Source organism: Brevibacterium sp. K11IcPPYGO002, from assembly GCF_050920635.1.
Classification (GTDB): Bacteria; Actinomycetota; Actinomycetes; order Actinomycetales; family Brevibacteriaceae; genus Brevibacterium.
This window is the reverse complement of record NZ_CP131929.1, coordinates 3,950,046-3,972,420: the sequence shown is the minus strand read 5'-3', so window position 1 is coordinate 3,972,420 and position 22,375 is coordinate 3,950,046. Positions and strand designations below refer to the sequence as shown.

Sequence of the window (22,375 nt, the reverse complement as noted above, 5' to 3'; positions counted from 1 at the left end):
CCCCGGCAGCCCCACTCCTACAGGCCCGCGAACCTCCGGGCTCCCGCCAGCCCGGCCACGCACACGGCGGCCACCGCGACGGCGAAGATCATGGTTGCGTTCGCCAGTCCCACCTCGGCGGCGAGGAATCCGGCACCGATCGCCGGCACCGACATGAATACGTAGGCGAGGATGAAGTACGAAGTGGTCGCCTCGGTGCGGCGTTCCGGTGCGGTCACTGCGGTGATCGCACGCATCCCGGTCATGAACACGAGCCCCTGCCCGGCACCGGCCAGCGCAGCGGAGACGATGAGCACCGGCAGGGACCCCGCCATGAGCGCGCACACCAGCGCACCCATGCTCACGATCATGGTCACGGTTCCGCCGATGATGAGCCGGCGGTCGCTGAGCCCGCGCAACAGCACCTGCGCAGTCGCCGAGGCGCCGAAGAGGAGGAACACGACCACGCCGGTGACCGCGGTCGACCTCACGTGCAGGGTCTGCCCGATGAAACTCGGCGCGATCGCCGAATACAGTCCGCACACCGCGAAACCGGTGATCGCCCCGGGTGAGGCGGCCAGAAACATCCGCTTCGCCGAGGCGGGAATCCCCGGCAGCTGCAACCTGACGGTGCTCGCCCCGCCCCGCGTCCGATCTCGCACGAGGATGAGCGCGACCCCGGCGATGACGAGCATGATCGCATTGACGAGGAACGGCGTGAGCAGGGGAGCGGGAGCGAAGCGGGCGAGCAGCCCGGACGACAGGATCCCGAGACCGAGCCCGCCCATATTCGCCGCCGTCGCCAAGGACCCGGCGAGCCGTTCGCGCCCGGCCGGCGCGTTCTCGAGCACGGTGACGGTGGCCGTGGACGTGAAGATCCCCGCGGCCAGCCCGGACAGGACCCGGCCGGCCAGCAGCAGGCCGATGTGAGACCCGATGAGGAAGAGCACCGCCGAGGCGATCGAGAAGACCACCCCGAGGCTGAGCACCGGCCTACGCCCCAGTCCATCTGAGAGCCTCCCGAAGACGACGAGCGCGCCGATGACCCCGAGGGCATAGATCGCGAAGAGCTGAGTGGTGAATGCGGTGCCGAACCCGAACCGCTCCTCGTAGAGCGGGTAGAGGGGTGTGGGTAGGGTGGTGCCCATCATGACGACGGTGAAGACGTACACCGCCGCGGCCAGGCCCCACATGCTCGCGGCCCGCAGCCGTGAGCCCTGTCCGTCGGACACCGTCTCCTCGGGCATCGCCCCACCGCCTTCCGTCTGCTGGTCCCGTCTGCAATCGTCCTCCGCCGAGACGGTCGATCCCGACCATCGGCACCGATGGGAGTGTCCGGGCGGACGCTTCCCCTCGCCGAGGCGGACGTCCATTACCGTCGACCGGCCCCTGCGGCCCCCTGACCGGAACCTCCGAGGATACGCCCAGGTGAACCACCGACATCGAGCCGTGAGCGATTGTACGCTGGAACCCGGACGTCCATGCCGCAGTGTCGGTATGCATACGCAAGAGGGAGCAGATTCCGATGAACACGAGCACGCACGGCCCCGTCACGACAGAGCACGCCCCGCCCGCCGAAGCCGAGTCCGCTGCATCTGATTCCGCGGCGACCGGGCCCGCGAACCCGAGCCGACGCAGTCTGATGCGCACGGCCGGGGTGGCCGGAACGGCGGCGGTCATCGGATCGTCGGCGGCGGTCACCTCGGCGTGTTCCTCGGATGACGGCGGTGCGCAGGGGCAGGAGTCGACTCCGGCGCAGGAGGCGACCGTGGCCGTGGCCGACGTTCCCGTCGGATCGGGCACGGTCGTCGACGAGAGCTACGTCGTCACTCAGCCGCAGGAGGGCGAGTTCTTCGCCTTCACCTCGGTGTGCACGCATCAGGGGTGCCAGGTCAGGGAGGTCACCTCCGAGGCCATCATCTGCCCATGCCACGCCTCGCAGTTCTCGGTCTCCACCGGTGAGGTGATCAGCGGGCCGGCCGAGGAGCCGCTGCAGAGCTACGAGGTCTCCGAGAGCGACGGGACACTCACCGTCAAGGGCGGCTGAGCTCAGAAGAAGAGCCCGGGAACGACGAGGGCGCCGGCGATGAGGAGCGCGAGCAGGGCGGAGAAGCCGAGCCCGCTCGCTTCGTTCCGGCGTGCCTTCGCCTCGTCGGATCGCCACGGCAGGTCCGCCCAGACGAGCGCAGCCCGGAAGACGGAGACGACGATGACGAGCGTTCCGGCCAGCCAGACGTAGATGAACCAGCTCTCCCAGCCTCCGAACGGTGTGATGAGGCGGATGAGCAGGACGAATACGACGGCCGTGACCAGGCCCGAGAGCAGCCCGATCCGGGACGCCGCGCGGGGAGCTCGCCACGCGGTGAACGCTCCCCAAGCCACGATGAGCGCACCGATGACCGTTGAGACGAGTTCGGGACTCATGAGCGTTCTCCCTTCGCCGAGCTTTCGTTCCCGGATGCTGCTGCGGATGCGGCATCGGCGCCGATGAGCGCCGCGGCCGCATCGACATCATTGGCAGAGTCGCTGAGCACGATGACGCCCTTTCCGGTCTGCCTGTCGAAGCCGAGGAACGACCGAAAGCCGCCGGTGCCGCCGTTGTGCCAGGTGATGGTCGAGCCACCGTGGGCCGTCGTGAACCACGCCCAACCGATGCGATCATCCTCGAAATCGGCGCGCGGTTTCGCCGCCTCGGCGCCGGGCGCGGTTCCGTCTCGGACGGCCCGCAGCCAGAGCGACAGATCATGGGTCGTCGACCGGATCGCCCCCGCCGGAGCCGAGCCGCCGAGAGTCCACGGAGCGGCCGGCAGCCCCGATGCCGTGAACCCGTGGGACAGTCCGTCGGCGGAGTCGGGGACGAACGTCTCCTTCATCCCCAAGGGTTCGGTGAGGCGGTCCCGGACGAGTTCCGAATAGTCCTGCCCAGCCACCGCGGCGAGGGCTTGGCCGAGGACGGCGAACCCATAGTTCGAGTATTCGGGCTTCGGTTTGCCGACCTCCACGTTGCTGAGGCTCGCCACGATGTCCCCGGCGTCCCCGCGGTACGGGTCCGTGTGGATGTAGTTCGCAAGAATCCCGGAGATGCCCTCGCCCCATCCTGACCACGGCTTCTGCGGTGGCAGCCCCGACCGCTGCATCGCAATCGACTCGAGCGTCACCTCGGCGACCTTCCCGTCCAGGTCCGGCCAGACTTCGCCGAGGCGGGTGTCCGCCTTCACCTCGCCCCGGTCGATCGCCTCGGCGAAGAGAGCAGCCGTGAACGTCTTCGTGATCGATCCGATCTCGAACTCGGTGTGCTCATCGGCTCCGGTGCCCGCGAAGGTCACCTCGTCGCCGTCGATGTGGGCGGCCGCCACGTGCTGCCAATGCCGGCTGCCGAGTGCGTCCTCGAGCTCAGCCATGAGCTCGGGATCCCCGGTAGGCGCGCCCTGGAAACCGCGCGGCCACGGGGTGATCGCCGCGAGCACGGCGGCCGTGAGTGAGGCAGCAAGCAAGGCAATCCCCAGTCGCCGAGGCGGCCGTCCCGCGGCCGCAGATGTGCGGTGGTCGTCGGTGACGGTCATCGTTCCTCCTGGTCAGCAGGGGTGGAAAGTGTGGTGGTCGGGTACGGGTCGTGCGGTGGGCGATGGCTCAAGGACGCGAGGTTTCGTCAGTGTGTGCCGATGAGGACGAGGGTGAGCAGCGGAACGACCCGCTGAGCGGGCACACGCCAATGTCCGCGGCGGGCGCTCTCTAACCAGCCGGCGCCGGCGAGGGCATGCACATGGTGATAGATCTGCCCGGACGTGCCGAAGCGTTCGTCCTTGCCCAGCTCGGCCACGGTGCTCGTGCCCTCATAGATCGCCTGCAGCAGCTGCAGGCGGACCGGGTGGCCGAGGGCTGCCAGGGACCCGGCCGCCTCGGCGAAGTCGATCTGCGCCAGGCCCGCGCTGCTCAGGCCCATCTGCCACGCCACGGGACCGCTGCCGCCCGGGGGAGTTGTGTACCCGGTGTAGGTCACTCCGCCCTCCTCGCCGAGGTGGTCGACGAGCCCATGCAGCGCCCAGAAGGTCTCCGCGTCGCCCGGCAGGTCAGTCGCCGCTTCGCCTGCAGCGGGCCGCGGTGGCGCGATGGAGGCGGCTGCAGCCTCGAGTTCGGCGACTCGTTGTTCGAGGGCGGAGAGGCGATCGTCTGCCGAGGGTGTCGATTCCATGCTTCGATAATACAACTAATACGTAATTACGTAAATACATGAGGCGCAAAGAAGCGCCGCCCAACCCGCGCCTGAGTCGACGCTGACCGGACAGACTCAGGCAGGCGACCTAGACTGGTGCCGTGATGAGTACCGAAGAACCGCGCACCGAATCCACGCCCCCGCGCAACGAAGCCGCCCCGCAGGCCATTGCCGCAGCGAGTCGGCTCGGCTGGCCCATGGTCGTGCGTGGAATCCTCGGCGTCGCCTTCGGCATCGTCACCGTCTTCTGGCCCCGCGACGCCGTCAACCCCGCGCAGCTGAGCCTGCCGACCGACGTCGTCGACCACCTGGCCATCGGCTACCTCATCCTCTTCGCCCTGGCCTTGGTCTTCCAGGCCGTGCGCTCGCCGTTGAACGTGCGCACCGCGATCTTCGGCCAGGCCGTCATCGCGATCCCGGCCATCGTCTTCCTCTTCCTCGCCGACCAACCGGCCGAACTGCGCGCCGCCCTGAGCATCTGGGCCCTGCTGCACGGTGCCCTCGAATTCTGGGCCCACCGGCAGCTGCGCTCCCAGCCCATGGCCTCGGACTTCCTCATCGCCTCGGGCGTCCACGTCCTGCTCGGCATCATCCTCGTCTTCGGCGACGGCATGGAAGCCCTGTCGATCCTCGGCTTCACCGGAGCGGCGACCCTCATCGCCGGCGTGATCTTCATCATCGGCGGCTACTCCCGCCTGAGCAAGGGCCGCCAGTTGGCGAAGCGCGGTGCCCTCCCCGAGGAGATCGACACCCCCGCCGAGGCGGCCGAGCCCGCCGACGCTGCCCCCTCGGGTGCCGCTGACGCCGCCGACGATACGAACTCGTCCGATGCCGCGGACACGTCCGACCCAACCGGCGCCGCCGGCGAAGCCGATCGCACGGCCGATCCCGAATCTCCCGACGATCCGGACAGCGACACCCCAGTGAAGAAAGAGCCCTGACCGGCACCCGAGCCAACCGAGACACCAGAGGTGAGATGAGCACTGTCGAGCACGAGAGCGCAACCGAATCCCGATTGGCCACCATCGCCGCCTCGGTGAGGTCCTCCGAATTATTGGGCGACTTGGCCGAAGCCAGCCGAGCACTCGACCCCGTCCTCTTCCGGCGCCTCTTCGCGCTCTCCCGCTCCCCATCCCTGCTGGTGGCCACCGACTACGACGGGACGATCGCCCCCATCGTCGACGTCCCCAGCCAAGCCTTTCCCCTGGAGAGCTCGGTCGACTCACTGCGCGCGCTCGCCCTGCTGCCGTCCACCTCGGCGGGGGTGATCTCCGGTCGCAGCCTGCGCGACCTCGCGGCGATGTCGCGCCTGCCCAGGGAGGTCCACCTCTTCGGGTCTCACGGTGGTGAGACCGACACGTTCACCATCGATACGCTCACCGATGCGCAGCGGGCGGTCCTCGCCGACTTCCGCGCCGACCTCACCCGCGCCCTGCCGCGCGACGTCATCGAGCACAAGACCACCGGCGTGGCCGTGCACCTGCGCGGACTCGACGAGACCGACCGGCGCGAGATCGAAGCCGCCGTCGACAAGCTCGCGGCCGCCCACCCGATCCACCCCACCCGCGGCAAACAGGTCATCGACCTCTCCGTCGTACCGTCGTCGAAGGCCGATGCGCTGACTCGACTGCGCAGCCAGACCGGAGCGGAAGCCGCCGTGTTCATCGGCGATGACACCGCCGACGAATTCGCTCTCGAAACCCTCGGCACCGATGACCTCGGGCTCAAGGTCGGAACTGGGAACGCGCCCACACACGCCGACTTCCGCCTCGACTCACCGGACGAGGTCTCCACCGTCCTCAGTGCCCTGTTCGAACTGCGCAAGTCCTGGCTCTTCGGCCGTCGCGCCACCCCGATCCAGCGGCACAGCCTCATCGGCAACGGACAATCGACCGCGCTCATCGACCCGACCGGCAGCATCTGCTGGATGCCGCACCCGCTGCCGCACTCGGCGTCGATGTTCTCCGAGATCCTCGGCTCCGAGGCGGCCGGATTCTTCGCCGTAGCACCGGCCAACGGAGCCGCTCCGCTGACGCAGCGCTACCTCGGGAACTCGACCCTGCTCGAGACCCGGTGGGCCGGACTGAGCTGTGTCGACTACCTCGCACCCGTCGACGGGCACAGCGACGACACGATCGTCGTCCGCGTGCTCACCGGCGACACCCCGACCCGCATTCGGTTCGCACCCAGGCTCGACTACGCCACGGTGCCCACCCGCATGACCAGGACCGATGACGGTGTGGCGGTGCTCGGCACTGCGGAGCCGATCGAACTCCACGCCCCCGGAATCGACTTCGACATCGTCGAGAACGGCGACTCCCACACCGCCGAGGCGACCGTCATCCCCTCGCAGCAGCCCGGCGGATCCATCGTCCTTGTCCTCGCCTGCGGGACGGGCACGGGCGACGCCGGATATATGGCCACCGGCGGAGAGCACCATGTGCGCGAACGCGCCCTGAACTTCTGGACGAATTGGGTCGACTCGCTCGCCCTGCCGAGCCACCACCGCGACGAGGTCATCCGCTCCGCGATCACCCTGCGCGCTCTGTGCCACGAGCCCACCGGCGGAGTCCTCGCCGCCCCCACGACCTCTCTGCCCGAAGGCATCGGCGGCGTCCGCAACTGGGACTACCGGTACACGTGGCTGCGCGACGGGTCGATGACCGTCCGCGCCCTGCTCGCCCTCGGTTCCACGGGCGAGGCCGAAGGTTTCCTCTCCTGGCTGTCGGGCATCCTCGCGCGCACGGTCTCTCCCGAGCAGCTCCACCCGCTCTACGCCGTCGACGGTTCGGCCCTGACGACCGAGGCGGTGCTCAACCACCTGCCCGGATATGCCGGATCACGGCCGGTGCGGGTCGGCAACGCCGCCGAACATCAGGTCCAACTGGACGTGTTCGGCCCGGTCACGGAGCTCCTCGACGAACTCAGCGACCACCTCGGCGAGCTGCCCGAAGATTATTGGATGCTCACCTGTCAGATGGTCGAAGCCGTGGGCAAACGGTGGTTCGAGGCCGATCACGGGATCTGGGAGGCCCGGCGCGCACCGAAGCACAACGTATACACACGCGTGATGTGCTGGGTGACGGTCGATCGGGCGCTGCGGATCGCGGACCGGTTCGATCGGGAGCCGCCCGGTGCGTGGCGACAGCTGCGCGAGGAGATCGCCCACGACGTGCTCACTCACGGCTACAACGAGGAGGTCGGAGCGTTCACCGTCGCCTACGGTGAGACGGACCTGGATTCGGCGGCCCTGTTCGTCGGACTCTCGGGACTGCTCGACGCCGACGACCCGAGGTTCGTGTCCACCGTCGACGCGATCGAACGCGAGCTGCGGGTCGGCCCGACGGTCTTCCGCTACCGCTACGATGACGGACTGCCCGGGCTCGAGGGCGGGTTCCACATCTGCACGACGTGGCTGATCGAGGCCTTCATCAAGGTCGGCCGCATCGACGATGCCTGGGATCTGTTCCGGCAGGTCGACGATCTGCTCGGGCCCACCGGGCTGCTGTCCGAGGAATACGACCCCGTCGCCGAGATGCACCTGGGCAACCACCCGCAGGCGTACTCACACCTCGGCTACATCCGCGTCGCCCAGCAGCTCGACGCCCACCGCCCGAGCTGAGGGCAGAACCTCTCCATCGAGTTAAGTGGGGTCAGATTGCCATTTTCGACGCGGAAATGTGCAATCTGACCCCACTTAACTCCGGTTTCCGGTGGCGAGACCGGTGACTCAACCGCGGTCGACTTGTGGATAGCGCAGCTCTGTCCACAGGCGTGTCACCACCCCTGGCATTCTTCGCCGCGGGTGAGGCAACCTCTGCCTATGGACTATCAGGCGCCGATGCCGCAGCCGCCGCGCGACGGGCCGAAACCGCGGAAGCTGCGGGTTCGCACCTGGACTGAGAAGCCCCGCCAGCTCATGACCGCCGCGATTCCGTTCACTCGGGCACAGGGCGTATCGCGGGGAATCACCCGTCGCGCGCTGGACGATGAGCGAAAGTACAAGCAGATCGGCTACGGCGTGTGGATCGAAACTGATCCCACGACTCGGGTCGTCGCTCCGCGCTGGGCGGATTCCGAGTGGATCGACGAACGAGTGAAGCTGTCGGGCATGGTCTGCGTCGACCCTGATGTCGTCGCCTGCAACGTCACTGCGGCACGGTTGTATGGACTGCCGGTGCCGTGGAATGCCGACACGCGGATGCATGTGGCCCGCGAGGACAAAGGTCTGTCCAGGCGACGGAAGAATGTTGTCTTCCACCGGTACGAATGGCTGCAGTCGCAGAACTTCTACGGTCTGCCGCTCATCACCCCACCACAGCTGTTCATCGAACTTGCGCGGGTGCTGACGGTCGGGCAGCTCGTGGAGTTCGGTGATGCCGCCGTCGGCCGGTGGCACGGTGGGCCGCTGACGACCCTCGACGAGATCCGCGCTGAACTTGCTTCCCGCCGCCGAGTGAAAGGACGTCGCACAGCTGAGCATGCGCTCGGTCTGGTGCGCGACGATGTCGATTCTCCCGCGGAGACGCGGCTGCGGCTCTGTCTCATCAACGCAGGTCTGCCTGAACCCGTGGTCCATCCGGCCGTCGTGTGTTCACTCATCGATGCGCAGCTCCATCCGGACATGGGATATCCGTCGATCAGACTCGCCATCGAGTACGAGGGCGATCACCACCGCAGCTCGCCTGCTCAGTTCGCTGAGGACAATCGCCGTATCTCAGCACTTCAGGCTGAGGGATGGACAGTCATCCGAGTGTCGAAAGACTCGGACATGGCGGAGGTCTGCCGCCTGATCGCCCACAAGCTGCGTGCCGGCGGTCTGATCTGAGAACGCGACGAGGCAACGTGGTCGACCAGCCGCCGCACGGACTCGTTCATCGCACCGCTCGGGGTGGGTTATGTGGGGCCAGAATGCTCATTTCAGGCTCGAAAATGGCAATCAGACCCCACTTAACCCGCCGACAGAAGGCGGCGCTCAGCTCACTCGACGAGGAGGGTGACCACCTCGGCGACGCAGGCGGGGCGGTCCTGGCCTTCGATCTCGATCGTGTGCTCGAGGATGACCTGAGTGCCCTTGTCGCCGCGGATGACGTCCTTGACCCTGATGGTCCCGCGCAGTCGGGAGCCGACGACGACGGGCTGGAGGAAGCGGACCTTGTTGAGGCCGTAGTTGACGCGGATCGACACGCCCTCGATGGTGAAGACATCAGTGGAGAACTTCGGGATGAGCGAGAGGGTGAAGAATCCGTGGACGATCGTCGCGCCGTAGGGCCCCTCGGCAGCGCGTGCTTCGTCGACGTGGATCCACTGGTGGTCGCCGGTGACGTCGGCGAAGGTGTTGATCGCGTCCTGATCCATCGTCATCCACTCGGAGGAGCCGAGCTCCTCGCCGATGAGCGATTCGATCTCGTCGATGCCGTTGATGGTGCGCACGTGGTTCTCCTTTGATCCTGGCTCAGATGCTGAGCGGACATTCGATTGAGTTCCGCTGTTCTTGGCATCATACGTGGCCGTCCGGTCGACGCCACCCCGTCGTCCGGACTGTGAGTCCCACGGTTCGAATCCGTAGGGCTGGCGGCCCGCGTCCGTTAGGTTGGAGGCATGGCCGCACATTCACAGGACCGTCCCGTGACGCTGACGCATCCCCTCTCGCCGAGGTGGCTGGAGCGTCCCGACGGCTACCGTCACTTCGAATCCGCGTACTTCGTCGGCCACGGGAAAGAGACGTTCGACCGCTGCGCCGAGGAGCTCCTGCACTGGGAGGTCAAGATCCGCAGCGGATTCGACATCGAGGTGAACGTCGACGCCGTCCTCGCCGGGAGCGCGGGCGGAGCCGATCGAGCGGGTCGAGGGGAGACGACGGCCGATGCCGACGCTCGCTCGGGCGGTGAGAGTGCCAGTCGGCCGCCTCGGGTGGAGCCGGGGCAGGAGCCGACGATCCGCGTGCGCCTCGGCCCCTTCCGGCTGCCTGAGCCCTCACGGGTCATCGACGTCTTCGAAGCCGAGGACCGATGCGGCTTCACCTACGGCACGAAGCCGGGACATCCGATCACCGGAGAGGAGTCATTCATCCTCATCCGCACCGCCGACGACCGAGTCTTCCTCGTCCTGAGGTCGGTCTCGCGGGCGGGGCAGGGCATCTGGAGACTCGGCGAACCGTTCGTTCGGCTCGCTCAGATCGTCTACCGCCGCCGCTACGGACGGGCACTGCGCAGCTGATCGATCACTTGCCGGGAATCGAGTCGCGGGCGGGAGTGTATTCCCAGTGCCAGGGCTCGTACATGCTCGACTTGGCCCAGTCGGGGTTCTCCCAGCCGTATTCGTCCCCGTGCTCGACGAGCCAGCTCCAGGCTCCGGACTTCGAGGCGACTCCACCGCCGAGGTCGAGGGCGATGCCCCAACCATGCAGTGAGGTGCCCGGCTTGGCGGCCAACCCCGGCTTCCGGCCGGCCACAGAGACCTGTCCGGCCATGTCACGGTAGGAATCCGTGATCTCGAGTTCCTTGCCGGTGTCCTTCTTGTAGGCGGCATTCATCTTCGCGAAGGAGACGGCGGCATCGGCACGGAGTCGGTGGTCTTCCTTGCCGAGGTCGCACAGCCACTCATCGGGCAGCTCGCCGTTGCCGGCGGACTGATCGAAGTTCTGCTTCTCATCGCAGCCGGGCAGGGCACTCTTCTCGACCGCGCGGGACGCGGCTTCGACCTTCTTCTGCTTGGCGCTCGGCACGCCGATCTCCATCGACGACTTCCCCTTGACCTCGGGGACGTCCGCGTTGACCTTCTCAGCATTGACGGCGGCGGGCTCACCCGCGGCGGTCGGGTCGGTCTTGACCTCCGCGCCTCCGCCGAGGTTGTTGACCAGCATCGTCACTGCAGTGGCGGCACCCGCCACTGAGACGGCAGCCAGAGTCGAAACGGTCCGCACCTTCTTCTTGCGCACGGACTTGAGCAGCGCACCATCGGACCCGCGGCTCTCGGCGGCTCCTGCGCTGACCCGACGGGCGGACGAGGCAGACGCTGAGCCGAAGGTCGTGGGAACCGCGGCGGCTTCTCGAGCCATTGCGGCCCGACGCGGGGACGACTGAGTCGCTCGCGCCTCGGCGGCCATCGCTGCGCGCCTGGGCGACAGGTTCTCGGTTTCGGAGTCAGCGGACGCAGGCGCGGTCGGTGCCCCGGTGCTGCGAGTCGAGGTGCGGGTGCGAGAGAACGGGGACGATGAGCGTCGCCTGTGCAGATCCCGTCGACGCACCGGTGACTCTGTGGTCGATGATGACTCTGGCATAACTCTCCGTATGGCTGTGACTCCTCGAAGACCGTCGACGTTCCGACGACTCCAAAACTACATCACAAAAGTGTAACGGGAATATATCGAACCTGTCATATTTTAGTGACGAGTCGCACTCGCGGGCGGTCGGCCGGCACCCAGGTCGATTTCAGCGGAACCTCGAATTCCTGCCGTCATTCCAGGTCAGCGCCCTGAACCAAGGTGAGGGCCGCCTCGGCGAGGATTATTCGGATCGGCTCTCGATGTACTGTCGGAGGGCGCGCTCCTGGGCGTCTTCCTCGGGGAAGATCACTTCGGTCCGCGCACCGCCTGTTACGGGATCGTTACTGAAGATCAGTGTGATTCCGAGCAGGCGGGCCTGCCCCTGCGCGATGACGAGACCGAGCCCCATTCCGCCGCCGCCGGCGGAGACGAAGCGGGTCGGGCCGGTGTTGACGATGTCCGGCGGATAGCCCGAGCCGGAGTCGGTGACGACGATGCTGCGCGTGCTCGTCTCCAGCCGGATGGGATCGCCACCGTGCTTGATCGCGTTGACGAGCAGGTTCGACACGATGCGTTCGAAGCGCCGGACATCGGTGACCAGGGTCGAATTCAGTGCCGCCAGATGGGTGTCGATCTGGTGGCCGGCGAGGGCGCCCGAAGCTTCCATCGTGCCCAGCAGAGAACGGATCGCCTGATCGATGTCGACGCGGGTGAACTCGGGATTGGCGCGTCCGGCATCGAGTCGGGAGACCTCGAGGAGGTCTTCGACGAGAACCTGCATGCGCACGACCCGGTCCTTGACGAGCTCGGCGGGGCGGGAATCCTCTTCGAGCAGGTTTGCGGCGTTGACCAGCCCGGTCAGCGGGGTGCGCATCTCATGCGCGAGATCGGCGGTGAAGCGCTGCTCGGAGTCGATGCGTTCGGTCAGGCGGGCCACGGCGGTGTCGACGGCCGTGGCGAAGGCCCACACCTCCTGATCGGATTCGTCGATGACATCGGCGATGCGCGTCGTCGTGTCGCCGGCGGCGATCTTCCTGGCGGCCTGCGCGCCGAGCGTGAGCCGTCGGGAGATGCGGCCGGCGACGATCGATCCGACGCCGCCGACGACGAGGGCGGAGCCGATCATACCCACCAGCAGCGCCTGGTCGATGCGGCCGATGAGCTCCTGGCTGTCCTTCGTCGAGGCGCGCACGGAGATCACCTGGGTGTGCGAGCCGACCTCGATGGGGGCCGCGGCCCACACGATCTCCTCACCGTCGACCTCGGACCGGATCGTCACGCTCTGGCCCTTGAGCGCGGACCTGCGAGCCTCCTTGGGCAGCTCCGGATCATCGATGCGGGCATTGAGGGTGAGCACCCCGGTCTCGGAGAAGATGGCCGTCGCATTCGTCAGCTGCTCGGTCACGGTCGAGCGCATCCGGTCATCTTCGGCCCGGGCCGCGGATTGCCGCAGCACGATCGAACACGACAGGACGGCGATGATCACCGAGGCGACGATGAGCAGAGAGATCTTCCAGCGCAGTGACATGCGATCAGCCTGCGAAGCGGTAACCGAATCCGCGAACGGTTTCGATCATGCTCGCCCCGATCTTCTTCCGCAGGCGCTGGATGTGGACGTCGACGACGCGGGAGTCGCCGGCCCATTCGTAGCCCCACACCGTGAACGCGATCTTCTCCCGCGAATACACGTGCTCGGGCTGCTCGGTCAGCAGCAGGAGGACCCGCAGCTCGGTCGGGGTGAGGTGGACTTCCTCCCCGTCGACCTCGACCGTCAGCCGGCCGGTGTCGAGGACCAGGGACCCCAGCCGCGTGCGGAACTGGCCGAGCCCGCCGTCGGAATCGGACGTCTCCGCGGCCACCGTGGGGGAGCCGCTCGGGCGCGGGGGAACTCCGCCGATCGCCTCTTCGTCGTCGTCCGCCTCGGGGGCGGTGGTGAATTTCCCACCGGCACCGAGGTAGGTGTCATCGGATTCGAGCTGCGCTCGCAGTCGATCCCGGGTGTCCATGCCGGGGCTGGCGCCGAGGACCTCGGGGATGCCGTCGCCGGTGACCATGCCGCCGGGGCCGATCACGGTGTCGTGATGCTCATCCGCTTCGGGGGCGGGGGAGTAGCCGAACCGGTCGGTGCCGGTGGTGATGAACCGACGGACGACCGCGCGGATGCGGGCGTTGAGCACCTGCATGTCGAAGGGCTTGGTCAGGTAGTCGTCGGCTCCGGCCTCGAGCGCCTGGACGATGTCGATGGCATCGGAGCGGGCGGAGATGATGATGATCGGGATCGTCGAGCGCTCGCGCACGGCGCGGCAGATGGAGGCGCCGTTCATCGTCGGCAGCATGAGATCGAGAAGCAGGACGTCGGCGCCGTTGGCGGAGACGAACTCGTACCCTTCGCGGCCGTCGGCAAATGCCGAGACCGTGTAATCGAAGCGTTCGAGTCCGATCTGCGTCGTTTCGCGGATGACCTCGTCATCCTCGACCAGAACTATGTGCATTACGTTTCTCCATTTAGCCGCGTGAAGCGTTGACCTGGTTCAAACCTACCGTCGTGCAGGCGGAACACCTGCACCGACCAGCCGGAGGGGCAGCATGCTTTGTCCCCGTCGGCGAACATGGCCTCCTGAACCACCAGTGTCCCATTTCTGCCGGGGCTGACCTTGAGCTGATTGCCGGTGGCGATGAGTTCGAGGCGGGGCTCGCCCCTGTGCTCGCTGATGACCGCACCGGCGATGATCTCGTTCCGCTGTTTGGGGTTGGCCACCGTGACCAGCTGGAACTTCTGTTCACCGCTGAGGAACGGCGACGCGAACTTCAGGCAGTCCTTGCAGTCGGCGACGACCTTGGCCGTCTCCGTGGCGCTGCCGGTGACCGCGATTCCCGACGACGATTCGATGGCCTTGCGGACCTCGTCGAGGGAGAACGGTTCGTTCGCTTCGCCTGCGGCCTCGGTGTTGGGGGCGAAGAGGGAAGGGGAGGGATTGCCCTCGGGTGAGACCTTGAGGCCGCGATCGGGGCCGCACGCGGTGACGGTGAGAGTCATGACTGCCGCTAGGAGGAGCGCCGCGACAGTGCGGGCGGTGCGGCGGAGGGAGGTCGAGGAGAGGGGTGTCGAAAGGGGAATGTCGAGGGAGGCGGGGCCGTGGCCGGGGCCGACTGCGGACCGAGTCGCGGTGTCTGCGCATGGTTCACGGCCAGGCGGGGCCTGGCTGGAGAGAGATGAGCACAGCGCCTCCCCGGAGGCGCGTCTGACGGTGGCGGGCACACCCTCATTTTTACCTGTTCCGAGCCCGTAGTCCACCTGATCATCGGCTCAGGCGGGTCACCGGCGCCGTCGGATCCGCCTGTCGTCGCGCATTACGTCTGGTTCAAGGCGGCTTGTGGCCACCTCGGCTCTCAGGTCGGACCGGTAGAATGGAGGACATGGCGCCCTTGAACACCCCGAAGAAGAAGTCCACAGGCGGCAAGCCCACCAGCACGGTGTCCTACAAGGATGCGATCAGAGTCGGCGCCGTCTGCGGAATCGTCACCCTCGTCCTCGCAATCATCGTCACCAGGGCGTGGCAGGACGGTCGCGCCTTCGGCTACGCATTCGTCTACGCCGGAGCGGCATTTGTGCTGGTGTCGGGCTTCACGAGCTACCTCAACTGGGTGATGCGCAAGGACACGCAGAATCAGAACCAGTCCTACCCGGTCATGCGGTAAGACGCCCCGGGCCTGCACTGAGAGGCGGGGCTCTGGGCTGAGAGTCGGGCCCTTCGCCGAGGCGCCCTAGGCCCTTCGCTGAGACGTGGGCACCGGCCGCCGCGCTGAGACGTGGGCACCGGCCTCACTTTCCGCGGCATTGTCACGCGCTCCGTCGGCATGACGTCTCGTTGCCGGCACACCCTCGCATAGCTGTCATGTCCTACAGCTGCAGAGGCATCAGACACCGTAAGTGCCATAACCCCCTGCAGGAGCAGGGGGTTATGGCACTTACAGTGAAAGATGCTCGCGGTCGAAGGATGGAAGTTCGTCGGGTTCCGCCGCAACTCCGTCGCGGCTGAGGACGGCTCGTCTGAACCCGCGCCGCTTACTTGAACTCGTCTGGCCCCGCCGCTTACGTGAAGCGCAGCAGGCGGAGGCTGTTGAGGATGACGAACACCGACGAGAACGCCATTGCGGCACCGGCGATCATCGGGTCGAGCAGTCCGAACGCCGCGATCGGGATCGCCGCGGTGTTGTAGGCGAAGGCCCAGAACAGGTTGCCCTTGATGAGTCCCAAGGTCCGGCGCGAGAGCCGGATCGCCTGCGGGATCTGCTGCGGATCGGACTTGACCATGGTGATGTCCGATGCCGCCATCGCCGCGTCCGTGCCCGACCCCATCGCGATGCCGAGATCGGCACCGGCCAGAGCGGCGGCGTCGTTGACCCCGTCGCCGACCATGGCAACGGCCCGGCCCTGCTCCTGCAGTTCGCTGACCACGGAGACCTTGCCCTCCGGGCGGACATCCGCGCGGACCTCGGTGATCCCGAGAGCCTCGGCGACCACCTCGGCGGCTTGGGCATTGTCCCCGGTCAGCAGGACGGTGCTCAGTCCCAGCGAATGCAGTTCGCCGATCGCGGCCCGAGCGGTCGGCTTAGCCTCATCGGAGACGAAGCTCAGCCCGCGGAAGACCCCGTCGATCGCCAGCGCGACGATCGTGGCTCCGCGCGGCACCGAGTCGGTCGCATAGTCGACCGCGATCCCGCGTTCCCGGAGCAGGTCCGGGCGACCGGCGAGCACCTCGGCGCCGTCGATCGTGGCCCGCAGCCCGCCGCCGGCGATGTTCTCGAAATCCGCGACCGCTGTCCCGGCGGAGCCTGCCTCTGCGGAACCCGCCCCGACGATCTCTGGTGCGGCGTCGACGATGGCGCGGGCGATCGGGTGTTCGCTGCGCGCCTCCAGATGAGCGAGCACAGCGAAGTCCGCCGGTGAGAGCTCGGTTCCGGTCAGGCTCATCACGCCGGTGGTCAGGGTGCCGGTTTTGTCGAGCACGACCGTATCGATCGACCGCGTCGACTCCAGCGCCTCAGGCCCGGAGACGAGGATGCCCAGCTGGGATCCGCGCCCCGAAGACACCGCCAGTGCCGTCGGCGTAGCCAAGCCCAAGGCACAGGGGCAGGCGATGATGAGCACGGTGAGCGCCGCATGCAGCCCAGCCGCCCAGTCTCCGGTGACGAACCCCCAGATGAGCAGGGTGAGGATCGCGATGCCGAAGACGATCGGCACGAACACCGCCGAGATCCGGTCGGCCAGCCGCTGCACGGCAGGCTTCCCGTTCTGCGCGCGAGAGACGAGATCGGCCATGGCCGCCAGGGTCGTATCGGCACCCACACGGGTGGTGCGGACCTCGAGCACACCCGAGGTGTTGATCGTGGCTCCGGTGACGGAATCGCCGGGGCCGACCTCGATCGGAACGGATTCGCCGGTGAGCATCGCCTCGTCGACGGCCGAATGACCGGTCAGCACCTCACCGTCGGTGGCGATCTTCTCACCGGGACGGACGAGGAAGACATCACCGACGGTCAGCTCGTCGATCGGCACCTGCACTTCGACGCGGCCGCCAGTCGCGACGGCAGCGTCGGAAGCAGCATCGGCCGCAGTCGCATCAGCGGCACCCTCAGCGGCACCACCCTCACGCAGCACGGTTGCGGACCTCGCGCCGAGGTCGAGGAGCGCCTTGAGCGCGGCCGTCGACCGGTTCTTCGCCCGGTCCTCGGTGAGCTTGCCGATGAGCAGGAACACCGTGATCGCCGCGGCAGCTTCGAACCACACATGGTATTCGGCGGGAATCGACCAGCCGTGACCGTCGGCGACGGCCCGGCCCAGCGTGAAGTAGGAATACAGGCTCGCGACGGTGATGCCGACGCTGACCAGGGTGTCCATGGTCGTCGACCCACCGCGAGCGGCCTTGTACGCCGCTGAGTGGAACGGCCACGCACCCCAGGTCACGACCGGCAGGGCGAGGATCGCCACGACCCACTGCCACCCGGCGAAATGCCAGCCCATCACCATCGAGATCGCGACGATCGGGACGGCCAGGGTGAGCGAGCCGATGAAGCGCGGCCGCAGATGGCGGGGATCGTAGTCGACGATCTCCGGACCGGCGCCTCCAGCACCGCCCGCGCCGGGGCGGCGCACCGTGGCACCGTAGCCGGCCTTCGCGACGGCGCCGGTGATGTCGTCGTCGCTGAGTTCGGAATCGATGACCACATGCGCGGTCTCCAGCGGCAGGTTGACCTCCGCCGTGACCCCGTCGAGGCGGGTGAGCTTCTTCTCGATCCGCGCCGAACACGACGCGCAGGTCATGCCCGTGATGTCGAGCTCGAGCTCGCGAGGCATCACTTCACCTCATAGCCGGCTTCATCGACGGCGGCGCGGATCGCCGCATCGTCGAGTTCGGTCGATGAGGTGATCGTGACCGGGGAATCGCCCCCGGCGTTGAGGTCGACCGCGACCTCCGAGACGCCCGCGAGTGCCCCGAGCTCTTCCTTGACAGCGGCTTCGCAGTGTCCGCAGGTCATTCCAGAAACGGTGATGGTGGTGGTCGTCATCGTGCTCTCCTATCAGCTGTGAAATTGTCCCGACGTCCGGGCCGCAGGCGTCGTCGCACCCCGATGGGGCGGACGCGGCCTGCGGCTTCAGCTCTTGATGAGTCGGGAGATGGCGGCTGATGCCTCCTCGACCTTCTTCCGTGCTTCCTCGTCGTCGCCGGATGAGGCGGCGTCGACCACGCAGTGAGCGATGTGCTCCTCGAGGAGGTTGATGGAGACCGCGTGCAGCGCGGCTGTCGCGGCGGAGACCTGGGTGAGGATGTCGATGCAGTACTTGTCCTCATCGATCATCTTCCCGATGCCGCGGACCTGACCTTCGATCCGCTTCATCCTCCGCGCGAGAGCGTCCTTCTGCGGGGTGTATCCATGTTGCTCAGTCATGAACACACCGTATACCCCTATAGGGTATAAATCAAGACCGACCCTCGCCGAGGCGGCTGTGCGTTTGCTCTCATCCCGACCGTTCCGAGTTCTCCGGCTCCTACAATCGAATTATGCATGTTGCCAGACTGTTCCGGTTCCCGGTCAAGGGATTCCCCGCCGAGGAACTCACCGAGGCCAGGGCGGTCAAGGACCGCGGGATCCGCGGCGACCGGATCGCGGCGTTCACGAACGGCAGCCTCGACGTTCCCGCCGACGCCTGGCACACGTATTCCGCCTTCACGGTGCTGAAAAACGACACCGACCTGCAGAAATGGCAGGTCGCCGTGGCCCTCCCCAAGGCGGCCGGCGATATCTCCGCAACCGTGACCCTCACGGCCCCGACGGGGGAGTCGACGACCTTCTCCACGGATGACGCCGACGGCAGGGCCGCCTCGGCGAGCTTCCTCTCCGAACGAATACCCCCTCAGGGTACATTCCCGCGCTGCCTGGCCGTCGCGGATCAGGGGATGTTCGACTCGCAGCGCTCGGGAATCTCTCTCATCAACCCTGCCACGGTCGCCGCGATCGCCGAAACGGACGAGGGCCGCGCGGCCCTCGGCCTGAGCGCGGAAGCTGCCGGTCGTACGGCGGTCGATCCGGCGGACACGGACGACCCGGCCACTCCCGCAGTCGCGCTCGACCCGCTGAGGTTCCGCGGCAACATCCTCGTCGAGGGACTCGCGCCGTTCGAGGAATTCGCGCTCATCGGTTCGATCATCCGCCTCGGCGGGGTGCGCCTGGCGATCCGCTCGACGATCGAACGCTGCCCGGCGACGACCGTCAACCCGACGACGACCGAGGTCGACGTCAACGTCCCAAGGCTGCTCAACTCCGCCTGCGGGCACCTGCACTGCGGAATCTACGGGCAGATCCTCGAGACCGGCGATGTCAGAGCCGGCGACGAGATCACCGTCGAGGGACCGGCCCCGCGCGAACTCATCAAGGTCGCGCGCACGCCGCGCTTCATGACCGTCGTCGGGCGTCAGCAGATCTGCAACGACATCGTCGAGGTGTCCCTGCGCGACGACCTCGGCTGGATCCGCGAGTTCGACGAACCGGGCACGAACCTGCGCGTCCACCTCGACCTCGGCGCACCGTTCTGGCGGACCTATACGATCACCGACGTCGACGACGACATCGTCCGCATCGCCGTGCGCACCCAAGGCAAGGGCTCCCGGGCTGTGGCCTCATTGGAAGAGGGGCAGCGGATCCTCACCTCCGGCCCGCACGGGACGATGACCGCCTCGCGCGTCTTCGGCGGCACAACGGCCCTGATCACCGCCGGAATCGGCATCACCCCGAGCCTCGGGCTGCTGCGCAGCGACGGTCTGGCCGAGCTGCCTGATACCGATCGGATCCGACTCGTCCACGTCGACCGCGACCACCGCACCGCATGCCTGTGGAACCGGCTGCAGGACCGCGCCCGCTCCGGCTCAGTGCCCGTCGAGACTCACGACCGCGATACCGCGACGGCCGGTCGACCGGGTCACCGGGACCTCGTCGACTGGGTGGCCGGCTGCGACAACGTCATGGTCTGCGGACCCCGCGACTTCACGGCGGCCGTGCTCGCCGCCGCGGACGAAGCCGGCGTTCCCGCGGTCCACCAGGAGACCTTCGCCTCTCCGAACACGGGCATGAGCGAGGCCATCGCCGCGTGTTCGCCCGCCGAGGTGACCCTGGAGAACTCGGGGACGAGCTTCGTCTGGCAGCCGCAGGAAGGCACTCTGCTCGAATCCTTGGAAGCGCGCGGATTCCGGTCGCCGAGCTCCTGCCGCGGCGGATCCTGCGGAACCTGTTCGGTCTCCCTGGCCGCCGGGTCCGTGCTCTACCCGATCGAACCCGCCGCCCGAGTCGAGAGCGACGAGGTGCTCGTGTGCTCTGCGGTCCCCGCCGGGCCCATCAGTCTGGCGCTCTGACCCCGGCGGGCCGAGGCGGCAGGCTGACCCCGCCGCCGGAACCCGGCAGGATGACTTGGCAGCCTGACGCGGCAGACCGACCCGGCAGGCGGCCCCTGAGCGGGTGGCACAATGGTTTCCATGCCGAAGAAGAAGCGCACCGTGCTGCCGCAGGGGCCCGCCGGACCGGTGGGCCGCCTGAGTCGGTGGGTGCGCCTGTCCGCGGCCGGGCGGATCATGTTCGCGAACTCGATCATGCTCGTGGGCGTCATGGTGCTCACGACGAGTCTGCTCTACCTCCAGCTCTCCCAGCTCAACACGAAACGCGAACAGGACCTGCTGCGGTCGGCCGCGGACAACATCTCGATGTCACTGGGTCTCGTCGCCACCGGTGAAGTCGGTCAAGACGACTACCTCGACTCCGAATCCCGCGACGATGTCCAGACGCTGCTGGACAATGTCATCAGCCAGTACGGCTTCGACGTCGCCGCGGTCGTGCCCATCGACTTCCTGCTCACCCCGCCGACGCTGGGCTCGCCCGGACGCCAGCAGGCGCTGGAGGCGAAGACCGCCTCGGCGGATTCCGGGAAGATCCCCGAGGATTCGATCGACCAGCTGGCCCAGGCGGTCGACGGGCAGGCTCTGCAGGAGGGCCGGTCGACCGTGCGCTTCATCGACGACGGGGGCCCGTCCGACGGCACCATGTACGTCGTCACCCCGGTCTATGCCGAACACGTCGGCGTCGACGGCATGAGGTCCGACACCGTCGTCGGCGCCGTCATCGTCGGCAGCTCCGCCGATTCGGTCCGCGAAGGCTTCCTGGCGCAGGGCAAATGGCTCATCGGCATCGCCGTCCTCACTCTCATCCTCGGCATCGGCTCCTCCTGGGTGACATCGCGGGGCCTGCGCAGGGTCACCGGCGACTACGGCGCCGAGGAGCTGCGCAGCATGCTCGACTTCTACTCCTCCGTGCTCACGGCCGTCTCCGAAGGTCTGCTGCTCGTCGACCGCGCCCGCGGAATCGTGCTCATCAACACCGAAGCCCGGGAACTGCTGGGCATGCCGGCCGCCGGAGACGACGAGGACACGGGCCCCACCTCGGCGGAGGAGATGCCGCTGCGTGAACTCGACCTGCCGGAGGCGCTGCACGATCTGCTCGCCTCCGGCCGGTGGGCCCGCGACGAGATCCACTACACCGACGACCGCGTCCTCGTCGTCAATCAGCAGCCCACCGAGGCGGCCAGCGATACGTGGGTCGTGACTATGCGCGATCACACGGAGCTGGCCGAGCTCTCCGGCGAGCTCGTGTCCGTGCGATCGTTCTCCGATTCCCTGCGCGCACAGACCCACGAATACGCGAACCGGCTGCACATGGTCGTGTCCCTGCTCGAGACCGGTCATGTCGATGAGGCCATCGACTTCGCGGCCAGGGACATCGACGACCTCAACCGGGTCAACGGGGACGGGTCGATGACCTTCGACCACCCCGTGCTGTCGGCCCTGCTGCTGTCGAAGATCGCCCAAGCCGCCGAGGTGGGCATCGAGATGACGGTGGACACCGCGGATCTCACGGGCAGCCTCGGCGGGGATGATCGGGATCTCGCGACGATCCTCGGCAACCTCGTCGACAATGCTTTCGACGCTCTGAGCAGGCAGGATGTCCTGCCTGAAGACAAGAGAGTCCACGTCGAGCTCTCCGGTTCCGGCGGTCCCGGCGGATTCACGATCGAGGTCAGCGACGACGGTCCGGGCATCGACGAGGAGCACCTCGACGCGATCTTCGAACGCGGCTGGTCGACGAAGCACGACGGTGTCGAGACCGACCAGGGGCAGGGGCGCCGGCAGACGGGCACCCGCGGGGTCGGGCTGTCCCTGGTCGTGCAGGCGATCCGCCGCCTCGGGGGAGCCGTCGACGTGCAGGGCCACGGGGAGGACTGCGACCGGTTCAAGGGCGCGGTGCTCACGGTGTGGCTGCCGGACTCGGCCGGTGCAGGTCAATCGGGCCACAGCTCGATGTGACGGGACTGC

20 protein-coding genes are annotated in these 22,375 nt (G+C 67.5%); 8 read left to right on the top strand and 12 right to left on the bottom strand.

Annotation, left to right across the window (positions count from 1 at the left end):
- Window positions 1–17: 17 nt before the first annotated feature.
- A complete protein-coding gene (locus QYM46_RS18145) occupies window positions 18–1,226 on the bottom strand; it encodes an MFS transporter (RefSeq protein WP_432790086.1) in 1,209 nt (402 codons plus the stop codon).
- A gap of 278 nt (window positions 1,227–1,504) precedes the next feature.
- On the opposite strand from QYM46_RS18145, the gene QYM46_RS18140 reads away from it, so the two are divergent.
- Window positions 1,505–2,026 (top strand): Rieske 2Fe-2S domain-containing protein, encoded by a 522-nt coding sequence (locus tag QYM46_RS18140; RefSeq protein ID WP_432790085.1) that lies wholly within the window; start codon window positions 1,505–1,507, stop codon window positions 2,024–2,026.
- A 2-nt stretch (window positions 2,027–2,028) separates the two neighbouring features.
- On the opposite strand, the gene QYM46_RS18135 is transcribed toward QYM46_RS18140, so the two are convergent.
- From QYM46_RS18135 to QYM46_RS18125, 3 genes are all read right to left on the bottom strand, one after another.
- Window positions 2,029–2,403 carry a hypothetical protein gene (locus QYM46_RS18135; RefSeq protein ID WP_432790084.1) on the bottom strand — a complete coding sequence of 125 codons (375 nt, stop codon included), beginning with the start codon at window positions 2,401–2,403 and terminating at the stop codon, window positions 2,029–2,031.
- Window positions 2,400–3,542: a serine hydrolase domain-containing protein gene (locus QYM46_RS18130; RefSeq protein WP_432790083.1), complete on the bottom strand. Its 1,143-nt coding sequence runs from the start codon at window positions 3,540–3,542 to the stop codon at window positions 2,400–2,402. Before QYM46_RS18130 ends, QYM46_RS18135 begins: the two co-directional genes overlap by 4 nt.
- Window positions 3,543–3,628: 86 nt before the next feature.
- Complete coding sequence (locus tag QYM46_RS18125) at window positions 3,629–4,171, bottom strand: ArsR/SmtB family transcription factor (RefSeq protein WP_432790082.1); 543 nt, start codon at window positions 4,169–4,171, stop codon at window positions 3,629–3,631.
- Between the two features lie 125 nt (window positions 4,172–4,296).
- Between QYM46_RS18125 and QYM46_RS18120 the strand changes: the two genes are divergently transcribed.
- The 3 genes from QYM46_RS18120 (at window position 4,297) to QYM46_RS18110 (ending at window position 9,020) form a co-directional block, all read left to right on the top strand.
- Entirely contained in the window at window positions 4,297–5,133 is an 837-nt protein-coding gene (locus QYM46_RS18120; protein ID WP_432790081.1) for an HdeD family acid-resistance protein, read from the top strand.
- Window positions 5,134–5,168: 35 nt separating this feature from the next.
- Window positions 5,169–7,814, top strand: coding sequence for a trehalose-phosphatase (otsB, locus tag QYM46_RS18115; RefSeq protein WP_432790080.1), 2,646 nt, complete (start codon window positions 5,169–5,171; stop codon window positions 7,812–7,814).
- Between the two features lie 201 nt (window positions 7,815–8,015).
- Window positions 8,016–9,020, top strand: a complete 1,005-nt coding sequence (locus QYM46_RS18110; RefSeq protein WP_432790079.1) for an endonuclease domain-containing protein — start codon at window positions 8,016–8,018, stop codon at window positions 9,018–9,020.
- A gap of 152 nt (window positions 9,021–9,172) precedes the next feature.
- On the opposite strand, the gene QYM46_RS18105 is transcribed toward QYM46_RS18110, so the two are convergent.
- Window positions 9,173–9,625 carry a MaoC family dehydratase gene (locus QYM46_RS18105; protein ID WP_432790078.1) on the bottom strand — a complete coding sequence of 151 codons (453 nt, stop codon included), beginning with the start codon at window positions 9,623–9,625 and terminating at the stop codon, window positions 9,173–9,175.
- Window positions 9,626–9,793: 168 nt separating this feature from the next.
- Here QYM46_RS18105 and QYM46_RS18100 point away from each other — a divergent pair, with 168 nt between their 5' ends.
- Window positions 9,794–10,411, top strand: coding sequence for a DUF1990 family protein (locus QYM46_RS18100; RefSeq protein WP_432790077.1), 618 nt, complete (start codon window positions 9,794–9,796; stop codon window positions 10,409–10,411).
- 4 nt (window positions 10,412–10,415) lie between these two features.
- On the opposite strand, the gene QYM46_RS18095 is transcribed toward QYM46_RS18100, so the two are convergent.
- The 4 genes from QYM46_RS18095 to QYM46_RS18080 all read right to left on the bottom strand — a co-directional run bounded on the left by QYM46_RS18095 (window position 10,416) and on the right by QYM46_RS18080 (window position 14,496).
- Window positions 10,416–11,474: a M15 family metallopeptidase gene (locus QYM46_RS18095; RefSeq protein WP_432790076.1), complete on the bottom strand. Its 1,059-nt coding sequence runs from the start codon at window positions 11,472–11,474 to the stop codon at window positions 10,416–10,418.
- Between the two features lie 226 nt (window positions 11,475–11,700).
- Window positions 11,701–12,987 (bottom strand): sensor histidine kinase, encoded by a 1,287-nt coding sequence (locus tag QYM46_RS18090; protein ID WP_432790075.1) that lies wholly within the window; start codon window positions 12,985–12,987, stop codon window positions 11,701–11,703.
- Between the two features lie 4 nt (window positions 12,988–12,991).
- Window positions 12,992–13,951: a response regulator transcription factor gene (locus QYM46_RS18085; RefSeq protein WP_127365116.1), complete on the bottom strand. Its 960-nt coding sequence runs from the start codon at window positions 13,949–13,951 to the stop codon at window positions 12,992–12,994.
- On the bottom strand, window positions 13,951–14,496 hold the full coding sequence (locus QYM46_RS18080) for a hypothetical protein (protein WP_169253571.1): 546 nt from the start codon (window positions 14,494–14,496) through the stop codon (window positions 13,951–13,953). The genes QYM46_RS18085 and QYM46_RS18080 overlap by 1 nt, the downstream gene beginning before the upstream one ends.
- A gap of 380 nt (window positions 14,497–14,876) precedes the next feature.
- On the opposite strand from QYM46_RS18080, the gene QYM46_RS18075 reads away from it, so the two are divergent.
- Window positions 14,877–15,158, top strand: coding sequence for a hypothetical protein (locus QYM46_RS18075; protein ID WP_432790074.1), 282 nt, complete (start codon window positions 14,877–14,879; stop codon window positions 15,156–15,158).
- Between the two features lie 394 nt (window positions 15,159–15,552).
- On the opposite strand, the gene QYM46_RS18070 is transcribed toward QYM46_RS18075, so the two are convergent.
- From QYM46_RS18070 to QYM46_RS18060, 3 genes are all read right to left on the bottom strand, one after another.
- Entirely contained in the window at window positions 15,553–17,817 is a 2,265-nt protein-coding gene (locus QYM46_RS18070; RefSeq protein WP_432790073.1) for a heavy metal translocating P-type ATPase, read from the bottom strand.
- Window positions 17,817–18,029, bottom strand: a complete 213-nt coding sequence (locus QYM46_RS18065) for a heavy-metal-associated domain-containing protein (RefSeq protein ID WP_169253569.1) — start codon at window positions 18,027–18,029, stop codon at window positions 17,817–17,819. The genes QYM46_RS18070 and QYM46_RS18065 overlap by 1 nt, the downstream gene beginning before the upstream one ends.
- A gap of 87 nt (window positions 18,030–18,116) precedes the next feature.
- Window positions 18,117–18,410, bottom strand: coding sequence for a metal-sensitive transcriptional regulator (locus tag QYM46_RS18060; RefSeq protein ID WP_062862662.1), 294 nt, complete (start codon window positions 18,408–18,410; stop codon window positions 18,117–18,119).
- A 113-nt stretch (window positions 18,411–18,523) separates the two neighbouring features.
- Between QYM46_RS18060 and QYM46_RS18055 the strand changes: the two genes are divergently transcribed.
- Both QYM46_RS18055 and QYM46_RS18050 read left to right on the top strand, forming a co-directional pair.
- Window positions 18,524–20,368 (top strand): MOSC domain-containing protein, encoded by a 1,845-nt coding sequence (locus QYM46_RS18055; RefSeq protein WP_432790072.1) that lies wholly within the window; start codon window positions 18,524–18,526, stop codon window positions 20,366–20,368.
- Window positions 20,369–20,488: 120 nt separating this feature from the next.
- On the top strand, window positions 20,489–22,366 hold the full coding sequence (locus QYM46_RS18050) for a sensor histidine kinase (protein ID WP_432790071.1): 1,878 nt from the start codon (window positions 20,489–20,491) through the stop codon (window positions 22,364–22,366).
- The last annotated feature ends 9 nt before the right edge of the window (window positions 22,367–22,375 follow it).

Excerpts from the sequence above, each read along its gene's own strand:
- QYM46_RS18070 (WP_432790073.1), bottom strand. The coding sequence starts at position 17,817 with ATGCCTCGCGAGCTCGAGCTCGACATCACGGGCATGACCTGCGCGTCG.
- QYM46_RS18060 (WP_062862662.1), bottom strand. The coding sequence starts at position 18,410 with ATGACTGAGCAACATGGATACACCCCGCAGAAGGACGCTCTCGCGCGG.
- QYM46_RS18075 (WP_432790074.1), top strand. The coding sequence starts at position 14,877 with ATGGCGCCCTTGAACACCCCGAAGAAGAAGTCCACAGGCGGCAAGCCC.
- QYM46_RS18050 (WP_432790071.1), top strand. The coding sequence starts at position 20,489 with ATGCCGAAGAAGAAGCGCACCGTGCTGCCGCAGGGGCCCGCCGGACCG.
- QYM46_RS18130 (WP_432790083.1), bottom strand. The coding sequence starts at position 3,542 with ATGACCGTCACCGACGACCACCGCACATCTGCGGCCGCGGGACGGCCG.
- QYM46_RS18100 (WP_432790077.1), top strand. The coding sequence starts at position 9,794 with ATGGCCGCACATTCACAGGACCGTCCCGTGACGCTGACGCATCCCCTC.
- QYM46_RS18140 (WP_432790085.1), top strand. The coding sequence starts at position 1,505 with ATGAACACGAGCACGCACGGCCCCGTCACGACAGAGCACGCCCCGCCC.
- QYM46_RS18135 (WP_432790084.1), bottom strand. The coding sequence starts at position 2,403 with ATGAGTCCCGAACTCGTCTCAACGGTCATCGGTGCGCTCATCGTGGCT.
- QYM46_RS18055 (WP_432790072.1), top strand. The coding sequence starts at position 18,524 with ATGCATGTTGCCAGACTGTTCCGGTTCCCGGTCAAGGGATTCCCCGCC.
- QYM46_RS18085 (WP_127365116.1), bottom strand. The coding sequence starts at position 13,951 with ATGCACATAGTTCTGGTCGAGGATGACGAGGTCATCCGCGAAACGACG.
- QYM46_RS18090 (WP_432790075.1), bottom strand. The coding sequence starts at position 12,987 with ATGTCACTGCGCTGGAAGATCTCTCTGCTCATCGTCGCCTCGGTGATC.
- QYM46_RS18145 (WP_432790086.1), bottom strand. The coding sequence starts at position 1,226 with ATGCCCGAGGAGACGGTGTCCGACGGACAGGGCTCACGGCTGCGGGCC.
- QYM46_RS18120 (WP_432790081.1), top strand. The coding sequence starts at position 4,297 with ATGAGTACCGAAGAACCGCGCACCGAATCCACGCCCCCGCGCAACGAA.
- QYM46_RS18110 (WP_432790079.1), top strand. The coding sequence starts at position 8,016 with ATGGACTATCAGGCGCCGATGCCGCAGCCGCCGCGCGACGGGCCGAAA.
- QYM46_RS18065 (WP_169253569.1), bottom strand. The coding sequence starts at position 18,029 with ATGACGACCACCACCATCACCGTTTCTGGAATGACCTGCGGACACTGC.
- otsB (WP_432790080.1), top strand. The coding sequence starts at position 5,169 with ATGAGCACTGTCGAGCACGAGAGCGCAACCGAATCCCGATTGGCCACC.
- QYM46_RS18080 (WP_169253571.1), bottom strand. The coding sequence starts at position 14,496 with ATGACTCTCACCGTCACCGCGTGCGGCCCCGATCGCGGCCTCAAGGTC.
- QYM46_RS18095 (WP_432790076.1), bottom strand. The coding sequence starts at position 11,474 with ATGCCAGAGTCATCATCGACCACAGAGTCACCGGTGCGTCGACGGGAT.
- QYM46_RS18125 (WP_432790082.1), bottom strand. The coding sequence starts at position 4,171 with ATGGAATCGACACCCTCGGCAGACGATCGCCTCTCCGCCCTCGAACAA.